The sequence below is a fragment of the [Mycoplasma] gypis genome (assembly GCF_016924775.1).
GTDB lineage: Bacteria > Bacillota_I > Bacilli_A > Mycoplasmatales > Metamycoplasmataceae > Metamycoplasma > Metamycoplasma gypis.
The window spans coordinates 115,197-132,458 of sequence record NZ_JAFFTD010000002.1 but is presented as its reverse complement, the minus strand read 5'-3'; the positions used below and the strand labels follow the sequence as shown (position 1 = coordinate 132,458).

Here is a 17,262-nt window from a genome sequence, read left to right as displayed (position 1 = left end):
CTCCTATTTTCTTATTTTAAATCAAAATTCATTGATTGATGCACTGTATAAACTTTGACGTGCTGAAGCTTTAACAATTTCACTTTCTGAATATCTACTTGAAAATTCTGTTGGCATAACTGGTATTAATATTGAATTTTGTGGTTTGCTTAAATTTCCATCAACAGGCCTAACCGGTGCTTGTCCCCCATTAAGAGGTCAAATAGGGAACGAAGCAGGAGCATCACTACTTGATGAAGGAAGTAATAATCTTGAGTTAGGGTTTAAACGCATTAATTTATCTTGTTGTGCTGAAAAGTATGCATAAAAGTCTCTAAATTCATCTGAAGTTAAGAAATAATTTGGATTAGATTCAAATGTTTTCAGAATTTCTTTCGCTCATTGACGATATTCTTCTTTAACATTCATATTATTTGAAAACTTAGTAATTTCATTTTTCATAACATTTGAAGGACGATGTACATAAGCTGCATTTTCTACTCAACTATTATAAATGTATAAATTTTTAGTGTTTTTATCATAATCAAAAGTAAATTTATAAGCATTCATAGTTACTACTGGTTTAATTGAATCAGGTGTAACCTCTCATCAGTTAGAATTAGGAAGAACACCGAATTTCTTTCCTCATGAACCTCATCAACGATTATCGTATTGTTGTGGAGTGAAATTAGGTGATTCTCAACCTCTTGTTGGGAAACCAACTGATTTCCCGGCAAGAACCTGTAAGAATCCTATTTGTTTATATCTATCATCAGGAATGATTCTTAGTTTTTGTTTTTCAACTGGCGTAAATAGTGAAATATTAAATGTTAATCCTAGTGATTCTTGAGTATTAATCAAGAATTTAAAGTTAGAATTATTACTATTTGCATCAACTAATAAACTTTCTCTTGAATTTCTTTCTGGAGATCTATCGACATCAGGATTACCTTCAAAAACAACTTTTTTGAAAATGTTGTATGCTTTTTCTTTCATATAATCTTCAATTTTTTTGTTTTTTGGTAATTTTGGATCTGAAATTCAGCCTGCTTCTTCAACATTAAAAACTAAAACTTTAGCTTTTATTCCAACCTTATCCTCACCATCAAAGAAAATTGAAGAATTACCATTTTGAATTTGAATTTTATCCAATGTTTTAAATGTTAAGGTAAGTGTTTTGTTAACAATCATTGGCTCAATATTAGTATTGCTTGGTTGATAAATATACTGAACTTTGACATTTAATGATTTACGATCCACATCATCTTGGGTTTGATTAATTAAATCAAATCATCCACTATCAGAGAATTTTTTAATTTTTACTCTGAAAGTCGATTGTGAAAATACAGAAGCTAGTTGTGAAGAATTTTGAATATCCTTTTTGGTGTAAGCAAATTGATCAAATAATTCAAGTAATGAATCAGCGTTTGTAATATCAAGCAATTCGCTATTGTTTGATGAATTAATTTCATTAAATGCTTCCAAGAATTTTTCTCTTGTTGTGCTATCTTTAGAAATTGCTACTTGGTATTTATGTTCAAAAGGTTGAGCTTGTCCAAATTCTTGTTTTGGCAAAGGATTTTCTGATTCAGGATTTTCATCTAGTTGTTTAAATAAACGTTCTTTATTTTCATCAGAATAAATTCAATTTTTATAAGCTGACCCTAAATGTAAAGCTTCAAAAATTTCAGCATCAAAAGTACTTTGTTTATCTCAAACACTTGAATCAAATAATGATTCTTGGTTATTGATAAGTTTGTTAATTTTTTCACGATATTGAGCTAAATACTCTTGATATGCAGCTTTAATTTCATCAGTGTATGCTGATTCAGTGTCAAGTCTTATTGCACTATATAAATCAGCAAATAATTCAATTAATGGATTTTTATCAGTCATTACGATTAATTGTTGTTTTATATTTGCTTGAAAGGCAAAGAATTGATGGTTTAGTTCATTCATTATTGTTGCAAAATTTGCAAGAATACTTGAAATTCTTGTATTTTTTATTTCTTCTTTATATTTTGGAAGCAATGAATTATATTTATTTTCAAGTGCTTCTAATTCTTCCTGAAGTTGTTCATTTGCTATATATTGATAGTAGTTTTTATTTGAATTTTCAACATTATTTAATAATGGTTGAAGAGTAATGAAAAGTTTTTTATAGAAACCAAGGCTTCCATCTGTATCATCCATTTTATTATTGAATTCTTGTTGAATATCTGAAATGAATGTATTTAAAATTCCGCTTGTACCCGAGGTTAAAATTTCAATTAAACTATCTAATTTTGTATCATAGCTATTAATTACAGTGTAATTTGCTTGTTTTGCTTCCTGAATTTTATTAGCGAAAGTAACAAGTCTTTGGTATTTTATTTCATTAACGTTTGAACCAAGTCTTACTGTTTGTGAATCTTGTGAAAAATCCAAAATATAATCTTGTACAAGTAATTCGACTTCTGTAACTTTTGCTAAAGTAGCATTATAAGCTTTAAAAATTTGATTTCTTACTGCATCAATCGCTTTTTGTAAATAATCATTAACCTGTGAATAAGATAAATCATCTTTCTTCGCTTCTGCTTCTTCTAATTTTTGAATTGCATTTTCTTCAAATCTTTCGACAAAAACATTTTCAGAATCACCATTAGCAATACTTTCCTTATTGTTTTCAACATATTGTTTTAATCTTTTATCAAATTCTAATTGTTGTTGAATTTGATCACGTTTTAATTGCACTAATCTTTCAATAGCTTCTTTTAGTGATTCGGTAGTTTGAACCTTATCGCTTTCAACGTTTGGAATCGCTATTAAAACTTCATTAGAACGTGTAATTAATTGTTTTAAAACATTGTATTGAGCGCTTACTTCAGGACTATCAAGGTTTGTATTTTGAACATTTACGTAATTTTGCGCTTCATTTGTATAACGACGTAATTCATTTGAATTTTCTAATGCTGTTTTAATTAAATCCTGATTTTCATCAGCACTTCTTGTTACACGTCTTGTTGAACGACGTGAACGAGATTGTGTTGATTCTAAATCAGCAAAATATTTTGTATTTAATTCATCATAATTTAAAACATTTGCATCAAAATCTTGTTCAAATTTTTCCATTAAGTGAAGAATTTGTTGACGATCTTCTTTTTCTAAAACAGTATTTGAAAGAAACTTAGCAAGTACTCACTCGTATTTAGTTAGAATTAATAAACGATCATATTCATAATTAGTTTCGTCAATTTGTTGTTGAAGTTTATCGCTGTTTTGATATTGAATATACATTTCAATATTTTCATTAATTAAATCTTGCACTTTTTGTTTTTCTTTATAAGTTCTACTTTTAGAATCATCTTTATGAGTTGCATTATTTAAATCATCAAGTTTTTTAGTAATCGAAGCAAGTTCTTTTAGTTTGTCAATTGTATCAACAAGAATATCTAATTTATTACTTAATTCATTAGCATCATCAATAGATTCGGTTGATTTATTTTTTTCATACAAATCATTTACCAAAACATTAATTTTTTGTTCTAGAGTACTTTGGTTAGGTTCATAAGTGGTTTGATTTAAAAGTTTAACTTTATCATTGTTTTGCTTACGTTTTGTATTTAATTCTTTAGATTTTGTTAACTTGTCAGCTAATTTTTCTTTATTATCTAGCACTTCTTGTAGTCATGAATCCGCTTGTAAATTTAAAAGATTTCGCTGAGAATTGTTTGAAGGAGCGCTTTCTCAAAGAGATTTTATTAATAACTTTTGGTCAGTTAAATTTCAAGTTTCTTGAAGATCTTTTCAATCTTTTATTTGGTCTGAAACTTTTTTTTGTAGTTCAACTGTTTCTTTGACGCTTTGAGTATTGTGAATTAAATTATCCAATTCTTCTAATGTAATGTTTTCTTTACTTGCAGTAGTTTCAAATGTTTTTACTCATTCGATTCCGTTTTCTTGCATTTTTAGGCCATTAACGCCTTCATAATTAAAGAAATCAGTATTATTAATTTTTTCTTTAATTTCTTGAAGTTTAGAGTTTAATTCAACTAATTTTTGAACTTTTTCCATTTGGAAAGTAATTTTTTCAATTAATTCTTGATAAATTGTTTCTGATTTTGGATTAGCATAGTTTATTCTTGATTCTTTAATTAAATTATCTAAATCAGTTAACGCTTTTTTAATAACTAGCGATTCGGTTGTGTTGCTGTCAGATTTAATTCTGTTTGCTAAATAAACTTTATTTGCAAGTGCAACAATATCATCTGAGTTATTTTTGATAATTGTTACTTTTTTCAAAACTTCTAAAACTTCGTTTTTAGTTATGGCACGAACAACATCTTCTTTTAATTTTGTTAATGCTTTATTAATTTCTGTATCAGCTTCTTTATCGAATCCTCCAACTTGTTGGTTTAGTTTTTCATTTAAAAGCTGTCTGATTCCTGTTCTTGTACCAGTCTGAGCATCTCTATTTCCAATTTCATCAATAACATTTTGACGAAGAGTTTCAACATCAACTTCATTTTCGTATTCTGCTTGAAGTTGTTCATGTAATTGTTCTAAATCAGAATATTCATTTTCCAGTTTTGGTGCTGAAGATTTCAGTACATTTTTCAATACATTTACTGAATTTATTTGATCTTGATTTCTTGTTGGGTTAGCTTCAATCTTAGAGATATAATCTGCAGTGTTCTTTTGAACATCACCTAAATTAACTTCACTTGAAATTTTTGTCATTAATGATTTAATCATTTTAGCATCATCTGCTGAATTAACTTTTAACTGCATTTCATCAACAAAATCATTTGTTCATTTTTTAATATCTTGATGTTCTTGTGAAGACCCAAATTCAGGATTATTTACTTTATTGCGTAAATTCTGAAGTTGGTATCACGCTAAATCTTTGTAAAAAGCCACTTCCATATCGTTACGATATTTGATAATTTCTTCATTTCCAATTTGATCACGACGATTTAACTCTAAATCATTAGTATAACTTGTCTTAATTTCTTCAAATTTATCAAAATTTGCTTCAGAATGAAGTTTTTGGAAATTTCTAATAGTTTTTTCAATTTCTGATTTTTTATCATTTGTTTTAATAATATTATCTTCAAATTCAGCAAGAGCTTGATTTTTTTGGTCTAATAATTCTTGAGCTTTTACAAGAATATCTTCCTGGTTTGCTTGAATTTTGTCAATATTTGATTCAGAATCAGAAATTACATTATCTTTTTGAGTTGATAGTTCTGTAATTTTTGTATTTAGCGATTGATAAATTTTTCAGTTTTGATTTTCAACTAATTGTTTTTGTAAGCTATTAAATTTATCATTAAATATTTTTTTAACTCTGGCTATTTCAATAGCTTTTTTAACATTATCATTTTTTTTATTAATTTGTACAGCATCATCAGTGCTTAGCAATTCATTTTTAGCAATAACGTTTGCAACATAAATAGCGACAAGTGAATCTGTCGGATTATCATACTCACCGTGAATTTTTACTAGTTTGTCTAATTGTTTTGCAAGAGTTACAAATTTTTCAAAATTATTAGCTACATTAGTAACTTTAGCAATTTTTCTTTCATCTTTTTGAAGTTGTGCAAAAGTATTAATTTTATTTAAAGCTTCATTATGGTGTTTAACAGCATCAGAAAGATTATCACCAATACGAGTTGCTTTTTGAATTTCATTGTTTAAGTAAACAATTTTATCTTGTTGATAAGCAATTCTTAAATCATCTTGTTTTTGTTGTAGATATCTTCTTTGATTATTCAATTCTTTTAAATTAGGAATTATTCTTGGTGTATTCATTTGTTTAATGAATTTATCAGCCATTCTAATTTGATTATTTGAACTATCAGTTTCATTCTTAACTCTGCTTGCATGATATTGGTCAGAATTTACATCATTAATAGTATCAATTAAACGTTGTTTTTCAATTTCAAGATTAAATAATGACCCAACAACATCAGTAGCTTTTAAAATATCTGAACTAAGTGATTCAATTTCTTCACTACTTAATTCTTGGAGTGTTTTTTCTTTTAACTCATTGTATTTTGCTCAAGCCGCTTGTGCTGCAGGTGATTTTGAATCACCGAAATTTTCCATAATTTCAGCTTTTAATTTTGCTAATTTGTCATTTAATTCAAGATTTTGTAATGTTTTTTTAGCATTTTTAGTTGCTTCTTCTAACTCTCTTTGGGCTTCTTCAATTTGTGCTTTTGTTGCATCAGGATTAGCAAAAAGTTTGTTAACATTGTCTCTTAATTGATCTATTTTAGCTGTTATAGGTGCCATTTGATCAGCAAATTTTGAATTATTTGCAACTTCATTAACTTTTTTAGCTTCTTCATCTTGGTCACTTAATTGCTTCATCGCTTGTGCTGTATCGACCATATTTTGCAATTTAGCACTTATTTCAGCAATTTCGTTTGTTGTATTTTCGTCGCTATCACCATTGTTTATTTTTTCTAAAAGTTTATCTAACTTACCTTTAAGCTTACGATAAGCATTAATTCTTGTTTTTTCATTTTCAGTAAAATCTGAACCATCTTCATGTTGAAATGCAGCATCTAAAAATTCTGCTGTAAAGTTAGTTTGTTTTTTAGTTTGTGCTGCTTTTAGACCATCACTTGCATCTTGCAACGCCATGTTGTATTGTCTAATTTGATAATCTAATTGTGCTGATGTAACTGGGTTAAAATCTTCAACATACAAGTTAGAAATTTTATTTAAATTTTCTAAACGATTTGTAATTCCCTTAGCATCATCTCCGAATTCATATAGTTTATTTAAGAAATCTTTTGACTGAATTTCAATATTTTTTAAGTGAGCTTTTAATAATTGACGTTGTTTTTCTTCAATATCTTTTTTAATTAAAGCTAAATATTCGCTTGAAATATTTTTAGTTAAATAAAGATTCTTAATGCGATTTTCAAGATCAGTTCCAAGAGTTTTAACTTCATCGGTAATATATTTACTATTTAAAGTTTCTTGAACTTGTGCACGGATACGATTAATTTCATTTGCGTTCATTTGGCGCGCAAATAGTTCGTCTTTATTTTGTTCACTTAATTCATAAAGTTGTTTGTTTTTTTCTTGCAACGGAATATTTGCGTTGATAATTTCAGAAATTTTATCTTCTCAATTTTGTTTTTCTTCGAAAGTAACAAAACCATTATTAAAACCGTCATTCAAAGCGTTATTTCAGTCATTAACAACTTTGTTCATGCTTTGTGCTAAGTAAAAATCATTAAATAACTCAGATTTTTTACTGATAATATCATCTTTTGAATATGATTGGTTAATATCAGTAATTTTTGTATTTAATTCTTCTTTAATTGATTCCAATATTGAATTAAAGTCATTGATCTTGTTTTTTAAACCTTTTGATGCTTCTTTTAATTCTGTTTCTGATCTTTGGTTATCTGTTAATTGTTCGTAAAAACTTTGGACATTTGCAGCAATATTTTCAATATCCTGAATATTTTTTACATCATGTAAGTTTTTATCAACTAAAGCTAAAAACTCTTTAACTTCTTGTTTTTTATCAGCACCTAAAGCTTCAGAACTTTTATAAGGTTTAGTTTTTGCAAGATAATCATTAATTAAATCTTGTTTTTCTTTAGAATCTTCAATTGTTTTATTAATCTTTGCTGATAGAAGTTCAATGTGTTGCATTTGAATGTCAAGATCATTAAAACGGAAGTGTTCAGCAATTATGTCTTCATAAATTGCATTTAGTTTATCTTGCAGTTGTTGTTTTAAACTAGGGAATGGAATTTCATTTAAATAGTTTTTATAATGTTCATATTTTTCTAAATATGGTTTTAGCCCATCATCTTCTTGTTTTAAAAATGAATTTAAGTTTTCTTTAAATGTTTTTAAAAATTCTGCTTTTTGTTCATTTGTCATTGAAGATGAATCTTTAGTAAACTTTTCGATATCCATTCCTGGAATATGTAAAAATTGATTAATTAAATCAAGTTCACGAATTCTTTTGAATTGATTATTTAAAATATCTTTTCAAAAAACTTGTTCTTGTTTAGAATCATTAAAATTAATTGAATCTAAATTATTGATAATTGAGTCAAAAACACTATTTTGTGCTTCTTGGATTAACTTAATTTTTTCTTCTAGTGTTAAAGTTTCTTCTTTTCATGAATCATTAGTATTTTTTAATTGTTCTAAAACTTCACTAGGCAAACCAGGATTTTGTTGATATTTTTTATATAAATTATGGGTAATTTCAAAATTATCATATAGGTTTTGCTCAATATTTGAGTTAGTTGAAGTATGCAGCGAAGCTACTGCTGTCGCCGTTCCAATTAATCCAGTCGCTAAAATAGCATTCGCAATAATTGCCGCTTTTAACATTTTTTTATTATTTGCCATAATTTTCCTTTTCTAGTGTAGTTTGATTGATATATCTAGTTTATCTAATGCATCAATAAAATCTTGATGTCCAATTCCACCGCGATAGTTATCTTCTTTACCAACATCGTTTCTTTTTACCAGTGGATCTGCTGTTCATAATCCTGATTCAGGTTTTATATTATCAAAAGTATATTTAACAAATTCACGATATTTAATTTTTGAAGCTACATATTTAGCTAAATTTTGAGCATTATTTACTTGTGGATTTTCAGTGTTACCAGGTTTTGGTTCAAAGAAATAAACATTACGTAATAAATCTTCATTACTGATATAAATATCTTGAGGTTTTTCAGTGTATGACTCATCAAAACGAGTTAATCATCTTCAGTTAATTACCATTGCTGCATATTCACCGTTATCTTTTTGCACTGGAACAACAATATTAATTGGTAAGAATAACATTACTTTACCTTTATCATTTTCACGTTTTGAATCGCTAGCATTTCTATAAATGTATGCTTCTGTATTTAGATAATCTTTTACAAATGGATATGCTTTAGGATTTTTCATTGATCCCATAGCTCTTGAATATTCAAATTGAGAATTTAAATATGCGCCACCACTTTGGAATTCTATCCCTTTATATGAAACGAAGTTAGGGTTTTGTGTTTTTCAGTAAATTTCATTTCCAACTTGTTTGTAACCTTTATATTCAGCATTTTCTTTCATTTTTAATTTGATTCTGAATTTTTCACTACTATCTGACAGAGTTGGTGTTTTTGTGTCAATATCTTCATCAATATTTTCAGTAAAATAATCTTTATTTTGTTCTTGTAAAATACCCATTGTGTATTTAATGAAAGAACCCATAAAGTTAACTGGTGCAGATGTATTTTTTCATCCTGCTCAGTTGTCTTTAAATAATGGAATAACATTAGAATTATCGGCACCTGGTGCTGGATCAAATAGATTATTAGGACCAAATAAGGTTTTATCTAATTTTAAGTTGTCAAATGTTTTAAATGTAATTGGAACTGAATCATATTTGATTCCAAATGTTTGAACATTACTAAATGCGGTATTTTGAACATTTAAATTTTCAGGTTTTGTGTAAACAAACAATAAGTTTATATAAGCTTTCTTAATTGTTGTATCTGATTGTAATTGAAGTTTGCTAAATTTTGAATCTTCTGTGTTGCTTCTGATTGCATAAACCTTAATGTTGTCAGTTTTATATTTTGTTGCGTATTGACCTTTAATAATGTTAAAGTCTTCAAACATCTTTAATAAAGCTTCATTGTTTGTAATTTCTTTTGCTTTATATGTAACAGAGTTAAAAGTAATTTCTGTTTGATTTCTTTCGCTTTCAATTTCGTCTTGGAATGACTCAGCAGAAGCGGAATTTAAAGGTTTTATCTGTGCATAACGATATGTTCCATTGTCAGCATTGCCTAAATATGTAAATAGTAAATCAGTATTAGTTGTGGTATTGAATCATTTATTAATTGCAAATGCTTGTTCATATGCTTTTACCAAGTTAATGTATTCAGTTGAAACATTTGTTTTTGATACAACAAGTTTATCTAATTCTGAAACCAATAATTTCGATAATGAACCTAATTTATCATAATTAAATTTAGCTTGTTTAAACACAACATCAACATCATCATTAGAATTTTTTAATAAGTTTTCACTAAATTTAGTAAAATCTGCTCTTCCTGTGTATGTATCATTACCGTTAATGAATTTATTTAAAATAAATCTTAAATTATTATTATCATCACTTGTTGTTTGTGTTTCTTCTTCATTATTAACTGCGTTTGAACCATAAATTAATTCATTTAATTTTAGACGAGTTTTTGAAATTGATTCAACAAATGTTTTGTAATGATTAAAGTATGTTTGTCTTTCTTGTGTAATATCCTCTTTTTGAGAAGTAGGTGTATCAAATGTCAATGTCGCTTCGCTACTTACGTTTTGAATATCACTGTTTTGTAAAGAACCTAATTGAGTTGCTTGTTCATTAAAATCATTAATTTTTTCTTGAAGTTGATCTAACGCTGAAATTTCTTTTAGAACTTCTCTAATGTTAAAACTATGATTTTCTGAAACTTGGAATTGGTCTAAGAAACGTTTGAATTGACTTTTATCAACAAGTAGTTTTGAAACAGAAGTAGAAACAATTCTTTGGAATAAACTTTTTAAGTCAGTTCCAGCTTTAATTACTGCACCAATAATTTCTTTTGCGTTAGAAATTAATTGTTTTTGGAACTCCTCAGGGTTTGATTGTGATTCTTTAATGTACTCATTAGCTTTACCATAATCACTATCTTTTCCAGTAGCTAAAGTAATTTCGCTAAATTTATTTAATAATGCCTGGCTAATTCCTGAAATATCTCTTTTTAGACTTGCATTCAACTCATCAGAATCTTGCATTAATAATTCATAGTAAGGTTGGAATTTTTCTTTATATGAATCATAACGATTCTTTTCTCAAGTTCAAATTGCTTGATATTGCTCATTGTATTTTTCAGTTGCAACTTTCATTTTTTGATTTAAATCAACAATTTCTTCTGGAGTTTCAACACTTGTTTGTAAAGGTGTAACCCCTACTGATTTATAATCGCTTAAACGTGGTGAGTAATTATCGTCAGGATAGTTTGATTGCATTAATTTATCAAGTAAGATATTGCGAATATATATCTGTGAAATTTGTTCGTTTTTAACTTTTAATAAACGATCAACAATTCCATCATTTCCATTTGTAATTGCTTTATTTAATTGAATCTTTAATGGTTCATCATGATTTAAATCACTTAGTGCTGCATTTGCTTCAGCTAATTTAGATTCTAATTGACCATAAAGTTCAATCATTTCAGTTATTTCATAGTTGTCAAAATCATTTTTGTGTTCTTTATAAGAATTAACAAATTTTTTGGCACTATTTTCAGCTCTTCTTAAGATAATTGAGTCTTCAAGTGATTTTTGGAAACCTTGAATTGAATTTCCATCTAAGTATATATCCATATATTTAATGTATTCAGCTTCAACTTCTTTTTGTGGGTTAGCTTCTAAATCTTTAAATGGATAATCAATAATAGCTTGTAACGGAATTTTGTCTTCTACAGTTAAAAAGCCATCATCATTAACATTAGTAGAAATTGCATTTAATTGTTCAGTTAATTTTGCAACTTTAACTGCTAATTCAATTCTATTACGGTAATTATCTAAAGCGTTTTTAGCGAAAACTAATCTATTTTTATTCTTTTGAGTGTAATAGTATGCTTCATCTTGTTCAATTTCTTGATTTAATTTTTCAACTGAAGCTTGAACATATTTATTGTTTCTTACTGATTCTGATTCTGAAGATAATGATTCAATTTTTTGTTTACCTAATGAAACTCTTTGAGCAATTTCCATATAATCAGCAAAAACATTATTGATAAGTGTTGCTTGTGCAATATCATTATTAAAGTTTTCTTGTGAGTTTGCATCTTTAATATTGTTTGCTAAATCATGGTAAAAAATATTGTTTGCAATTCAAAGTTTTTCATAGATTGGAAGAATAGAACTTTGCTCAGAAGAAGAAATCTTATTTTTTTGTTGAATTTTGTATCCTTGTTGCCCTTGTGAGTCATCTTTTAATAAAACCTCTAAAGAATGTTTACGTTTTTCATAGAAACCTTTAGTTTGGAAAGATTTTTTCTCTAAGTTAGGAATTAAATCATTTTCAATTTTGTCAAGACTATCTTCTAATTCTGGAACTGAATCCATAATAACATCAGCGTAATTTTTAGCATCCTTTTCAAAACCATAATCAGTTGTTTCATTTTCGGGTGTGTATGAAACATTTTTAAAACTTTCATCAGCTAAAATTTCAGCTTGTCTTTGAATTTCTAGTTTTTGTTTGTTAATTAATTCTTTAACTTTTCCAAGCAATGATTTAACTGTTGAAACAATAATTTTATCTTGTGGGTTTTGATCTAATTTATTTTGTAAATTAGTTAAATAAGCTTCAAATTTTGTTTTTGAATCTGTGTTTCTGTTTTCAACATTACCAGCAGGATATTCAACTGGATTTAATAATTCTTTAATTTCATTTAAACCGTTTTGAGTATCAACTAATAAATTATATTGTTCAATTAATAAGTTAATATCTTCTGTTTTTTTACTTAAATCAGTTTCTTCGCTAGCAATATACATATCTTGCGATGCATTAATTTCTGCTTGAATCATTTCAAGAAGTGTTGTTTCACCATTTGAAAGATTATCTTTTTGATTTTCAGTTGTTTCAAGAACTTGCGCTTTTTTAACCGCCTTAGCTAAATTGATTACAGTTGATTCTTTATCCTTAAAACTATCTAATTTTGAATTAATTGCAAAGATTTCACTTTTTTTCGAAACTTCTTGAACTTCTATCTTTAATCCATCAAGGAAATTATTAATTTTTTCTTTTAGTAAATCATCTTCAGTAGTTAAAGCATCAAGTTTTTCATTGATTTCACTACGATATTCGTCAATTTTTGATTTTTGGTAATCTTTGGCTTCTTGTAAGCTTACGTTATTAATATATTCATCGTATAAGTTAACACGTTTTATACGAATATCTTCAGAAGATATTAAAGCGTAATCTTCATCTTCTTCAGCATCAAATTTTGATTCTTCTAAAGCAGTTTTTAAGTTGTTAACACTAATTTGGTTAATTTCGTCATCTTTTTTATCATTCATGTAATCAACTACATCGTTTTGTTGATTAATAAATAAATCTAGATTTCTTAATCTATCAATGTAATTTTTAACAACATTAATATCGCTTGGATTATTAATTAAAGCGATTTTTTTGTCGAATTCTTCTACAGCTTTTAGATTTTTAGCAACAAGTTCATCACTTAAATTAGCAAAGTTTTGCAGTCTGTGGGTAGATTGAATTTTTGCTTTTGTTTCATTTGATTTTTTGGTGTATAAATCTTGATATCATGCCAGTGAAATTTTTGGACGATAAGCAAGAATATCACTTGTTAAAGTTGGATAACGCCCATCTTGGAATTTGTCTTTATCAACATCAAATTTTCTAAAAACTGCATCACTAAAATGAGAGTCAGTAACATTCATTTCTGTTTTATTTTGTGCTAATACTTGTTTTAGGCTTTCGATATAAGCAACAGCATTATCATATTCTTTGATTGTTTTTACACGTAGTTCCTTTTGAGACTCATTGTAGTTTTCGATTTGGAATTTTAATAATCTTAATTGTGGAATCGAAATATAACGTTCATTAATTTGTCTTTCAAATTCAACATATCTATTATCAAAGTTTTCAATCTGTGTGTTTAAAATATCACGCAAACGATCGTGATCTGTGTAAATATCTTTTAATTTTAGTAAAGATTCATGAGTTTCATTACGAGCTTGTGTTTTTTCCATTTCATCAGTAATTAACTTAATTTTTGTGTCAATATTTGAGTCAGAATCATTAAGAATAATTAAATTTTCACTGATGACATCTCTTAGATTTGAATATGCTTCTGGATTTTGTTTTTCATTAAGAGTATCTAATTGTTCTAAAGCAAGTTTTGAACGGTGTGCCAATGCTGTTTGCTTACGAATAGCAGCTTCTTTTGTGTCAATATCGGTTGATTTTAATCTTTGTTCATAACTTAGATTTAAAATACGATTTGCATCGTTAACGATATTATCAATATTATTGTTTACTGAAGCATAAGGTTGTTTTTCAATATTTGGTCCATCATATTTTTCAATTTGAAGTTGCGCAACAGCCTTACGTAATAAAGCGGCTGAAATTTCGTAAAGTAGATCATTACGTTCTTTATTAACTTTATTTAGTTTTTCTTGATATTCACTAACTTTTGAAATTCCGTTACTATTAATATTTTGTAAGTATGTGTTTATATCGTTATTAACATTTTTTGAATGATTAATTGCATCATTTGGTCTGTAGTTTCCATAGTCTTGCTCATTTGCAAGATCGATTAGAGTTTTTAGGTTATTGTTTGCAATTTCAAGTTCACGTGAAATTTCAACACTTTCAGCTAATTCACGCATTTGACGACGAGCTTCATCGCGTTGTGCTTTAGGCAATGAAGGATCAGCAACAATAGATTTTAGTTCTGAAAGTTTATCTAAAAGTTTTTGTTGTGTTGGTGTAGGTTCATTATCCTTCATATCAGGTGCGAATGTATTATTAATTTTTTTAAATACATCATCAAATCCTGCTGTTGATTGATATTTAGCTTGTGCATCTTTAAATTCTTCAATTGCTTTTTTAAGCTCATCTTGAATTTGTTGTGGATTTGAATTTTCAGGGTCATTTAATGCTTGCGCTGCTTGTTTTTTTAATTCATTAATACGAGATATTTGACTATCTAAAGCTGAAATTTCATCTTTATCTCCGTCAGAAGTTTCTAAGGCTAAATTAGCGTCATTAACGGTTTTTTCCAATTGTGAAAAACCTTCAGCTTGCGCTGCTATTGCTTTCATTTTGTTTTCAAGAGCTTTTAGTTGTGATTCTTTTTCTTCTTTTGAAAGTTTTGGATCTAAAGCAATAATTTGGGCTTTATTTTTTAAATTATTAATATCATTTTCAAGATCTGAATTGTAAGGTGACTTTTTTGATCCTTTTGGAAAAGCCTTAGAAATATCTTCTAATGCTTTTTGGGCAACTGAATCAGCATTTGCAAGTGATTCATCCATTTGTGATTGTATGTATGCAACACGATATTGCTTGATGAAATATTGCAATTCATCACGAGTTGCTGTTGAGTCTTGTACAACAAATTTTTGTGATTTTAAATTTAACGAACTTAGTTTTACTTTTGTTTTTTGACTAATTTTTGCATCATCCGAATTAATAATAGCATTAGCTCAGTCAATATAACGTTTTAATTCTTGTTTATTGGTTTGACGTAATCTTTCTGAAATTTCTTGGAACCCTTGATTTAATTCAGCAACAGATTTTTTATTATTAATTAAATCATCTAATTTTTGACTATCTTGTGAAAGTACTAGTTTATCAACACCAAATCCATCTTCAAGATCTCATTGAACTTGTTCTAAAACTTCTGACAGTGATTTTTTATACATTTTTGCAACTAAAGCTGTGTTGTTAACATTGTTAAAAATTTTGGTTGCTTCTTGTAAAACTTCTGAAGCATTTTTAGCAGGTTGTTGTTCGCTTTCATTATTTACTAAAAGTAAATTAAAATTACTTAAAATTTCTTGTTTGTAATCAAGAGTTATTAAATCTTGTTGTTCATATAAATCAAGATTTTTTAAAATATTTGTTTTGATATTGTTTAAAGTATTGACAATATTTTCTAATCCTTCTAGCTCTTGTAACTTATCAGATGGTTTTTGTTCTTTATTAGTGTTAATTTTGTCAATCATTAAACGGCTAAAATCAGCTATTTGTTCAGGATAGCTTTGTGAGTTTATTTCTTCGATTTTTTGGCTTATTTGATTTTGAATATCTTCTTCAGGTAGATCAAATTTATCAATATTTTTTAAAATATTGCTTGCTACAGAAGTTAAATAATTAATTTCGTCTACTTTGGTTGCTGCATATTTAATTTCTGATGATTGAGCTTGTTTTATTAATTCATTAATCTTATCTAATGCTTTTTGTTTAGTTTGCTGACTAACTTGAGCACCTTGAATTTCATTTTGAAGGTTTTTTACAAATTTTAAGAAATTGCCTTGTTGAGCTTGAATTTTATCTTGTTCTTTTGAAATGGCACTTAGTTCTTCGTTTAAACTATTTTGAGTTTCAATTAATAAGTCACGTGAATATGATGATTGATTAATCAAATTAATTGTGTTATTAAATAATTCTAAAACAGCTGCTTTTTGATTAATATTTTCATATGGTGTGCGATTTCTAAGAATATTTTCATGTAGGGTTCAAGCCTTTGTTTCTAAATCTAACGATAAATCATTTTGAGTTTGAATTAAAGGATCAATTTCGTTAAATAGCTCTTGTAATTTTTGTTGCTTGTTACCAGTTGAAAAATCTTTGTTAGCTAAGAAATTACTTGCATCAGTAAATAAATCATTTTCTTTAACTAAACTTATATAATCTTGTAGATTTTTGTCAAAGTTTTCATCATTAGATGATAATAACTTAGCTTTTGCTAATTCAAGCTTAATTATATTACGTTGTTTTAGCATTTGCTCGATTGATGAAGAAGGATTATCTAGTAATTGTTTTGCGTATTGATTAATGTGTTCTAAATTAGCTTTTTGTTCTTTAGTTAAAATATTAGAATCTTCACTTTCTAAGAAACTATCTAAATTTTCAAAAGCTGTATTTAGTTCACTAAAAACATAAACTTCTTTTTTTATTTCTTTATTTGTTTGGTGTAATCCTATTAATCATCCAGCAGCTCCAAAACCAAGCAATCCAGCAATAAAACTGACTGATCCTAAAGCTTTATAAGCACGATTCTTTTTCTGTTCCATAAAACTCCTTAAGTGTGTTAAAAACTAAAAGGTTGCATTTAAAAAATACAACGTTTATTGTTTGAAAAGTTAATAGAAAAATATAAATAATATTGAGGTTTTTATCCCCAACTTTTTCTTTATTAAATTTAGTTATTACAAATAATCATTTAGGAGGAATAATCTGTGTAAAAATATTTATATTTATAAAAGAATTATAATAAAAATACTAAAAAAACTAAAAAAATAAATTATTTTCTTGTTTTTTAAAATAAATATGATATTTAATATATTGCATTTTAATTAAATGTAAGCAATCTTTCTATTTAAAAGAAAAATTATACAATATTTTTTGTTATTTTAATTTTTTTATATATTTTTTATTATTTTATTTTTTTAAATTATTTTTTTATTTAGTTTTTAAAAATAAAAAAATAAATGATATTTTTTCAAAAAATTATTTGCACAAAA

General features: G+C 27.0%; 2 protein-coding genes. Both read right to left on the bottom strand.

Going from position 1 to position 17,262, the window contains the following annotated elements:
- Positions 1-3 precede the first annotated feature (3 nt).
- Complete coding sequence (locus tag JV175_RS02165) at positions 4-8,355, bottom strand: rhoptry family protein (protein WP_205498883.1); 8,352 nt, start codon at positions 8,353-8,355, stop codon at positions 4-6.
- Between the two features lie 12 nt (positions 8,356-8,367).
- Positions 8,368-16,812 carry a coiled-coil domain-containing protein gene (locus JV175_RS02160; RefSeq protein ID WP_205498881.1) on the bottom strand — a complete coding sequence of 2,815 codons (8,445 nt, stop codon included), beginning with the start codon at positions 16,810-16,812 and terminating at the stop codon, positions 8,368-8,370.
- Positions 16,813-17,262 lie beyond the last annotated feature (450 nt).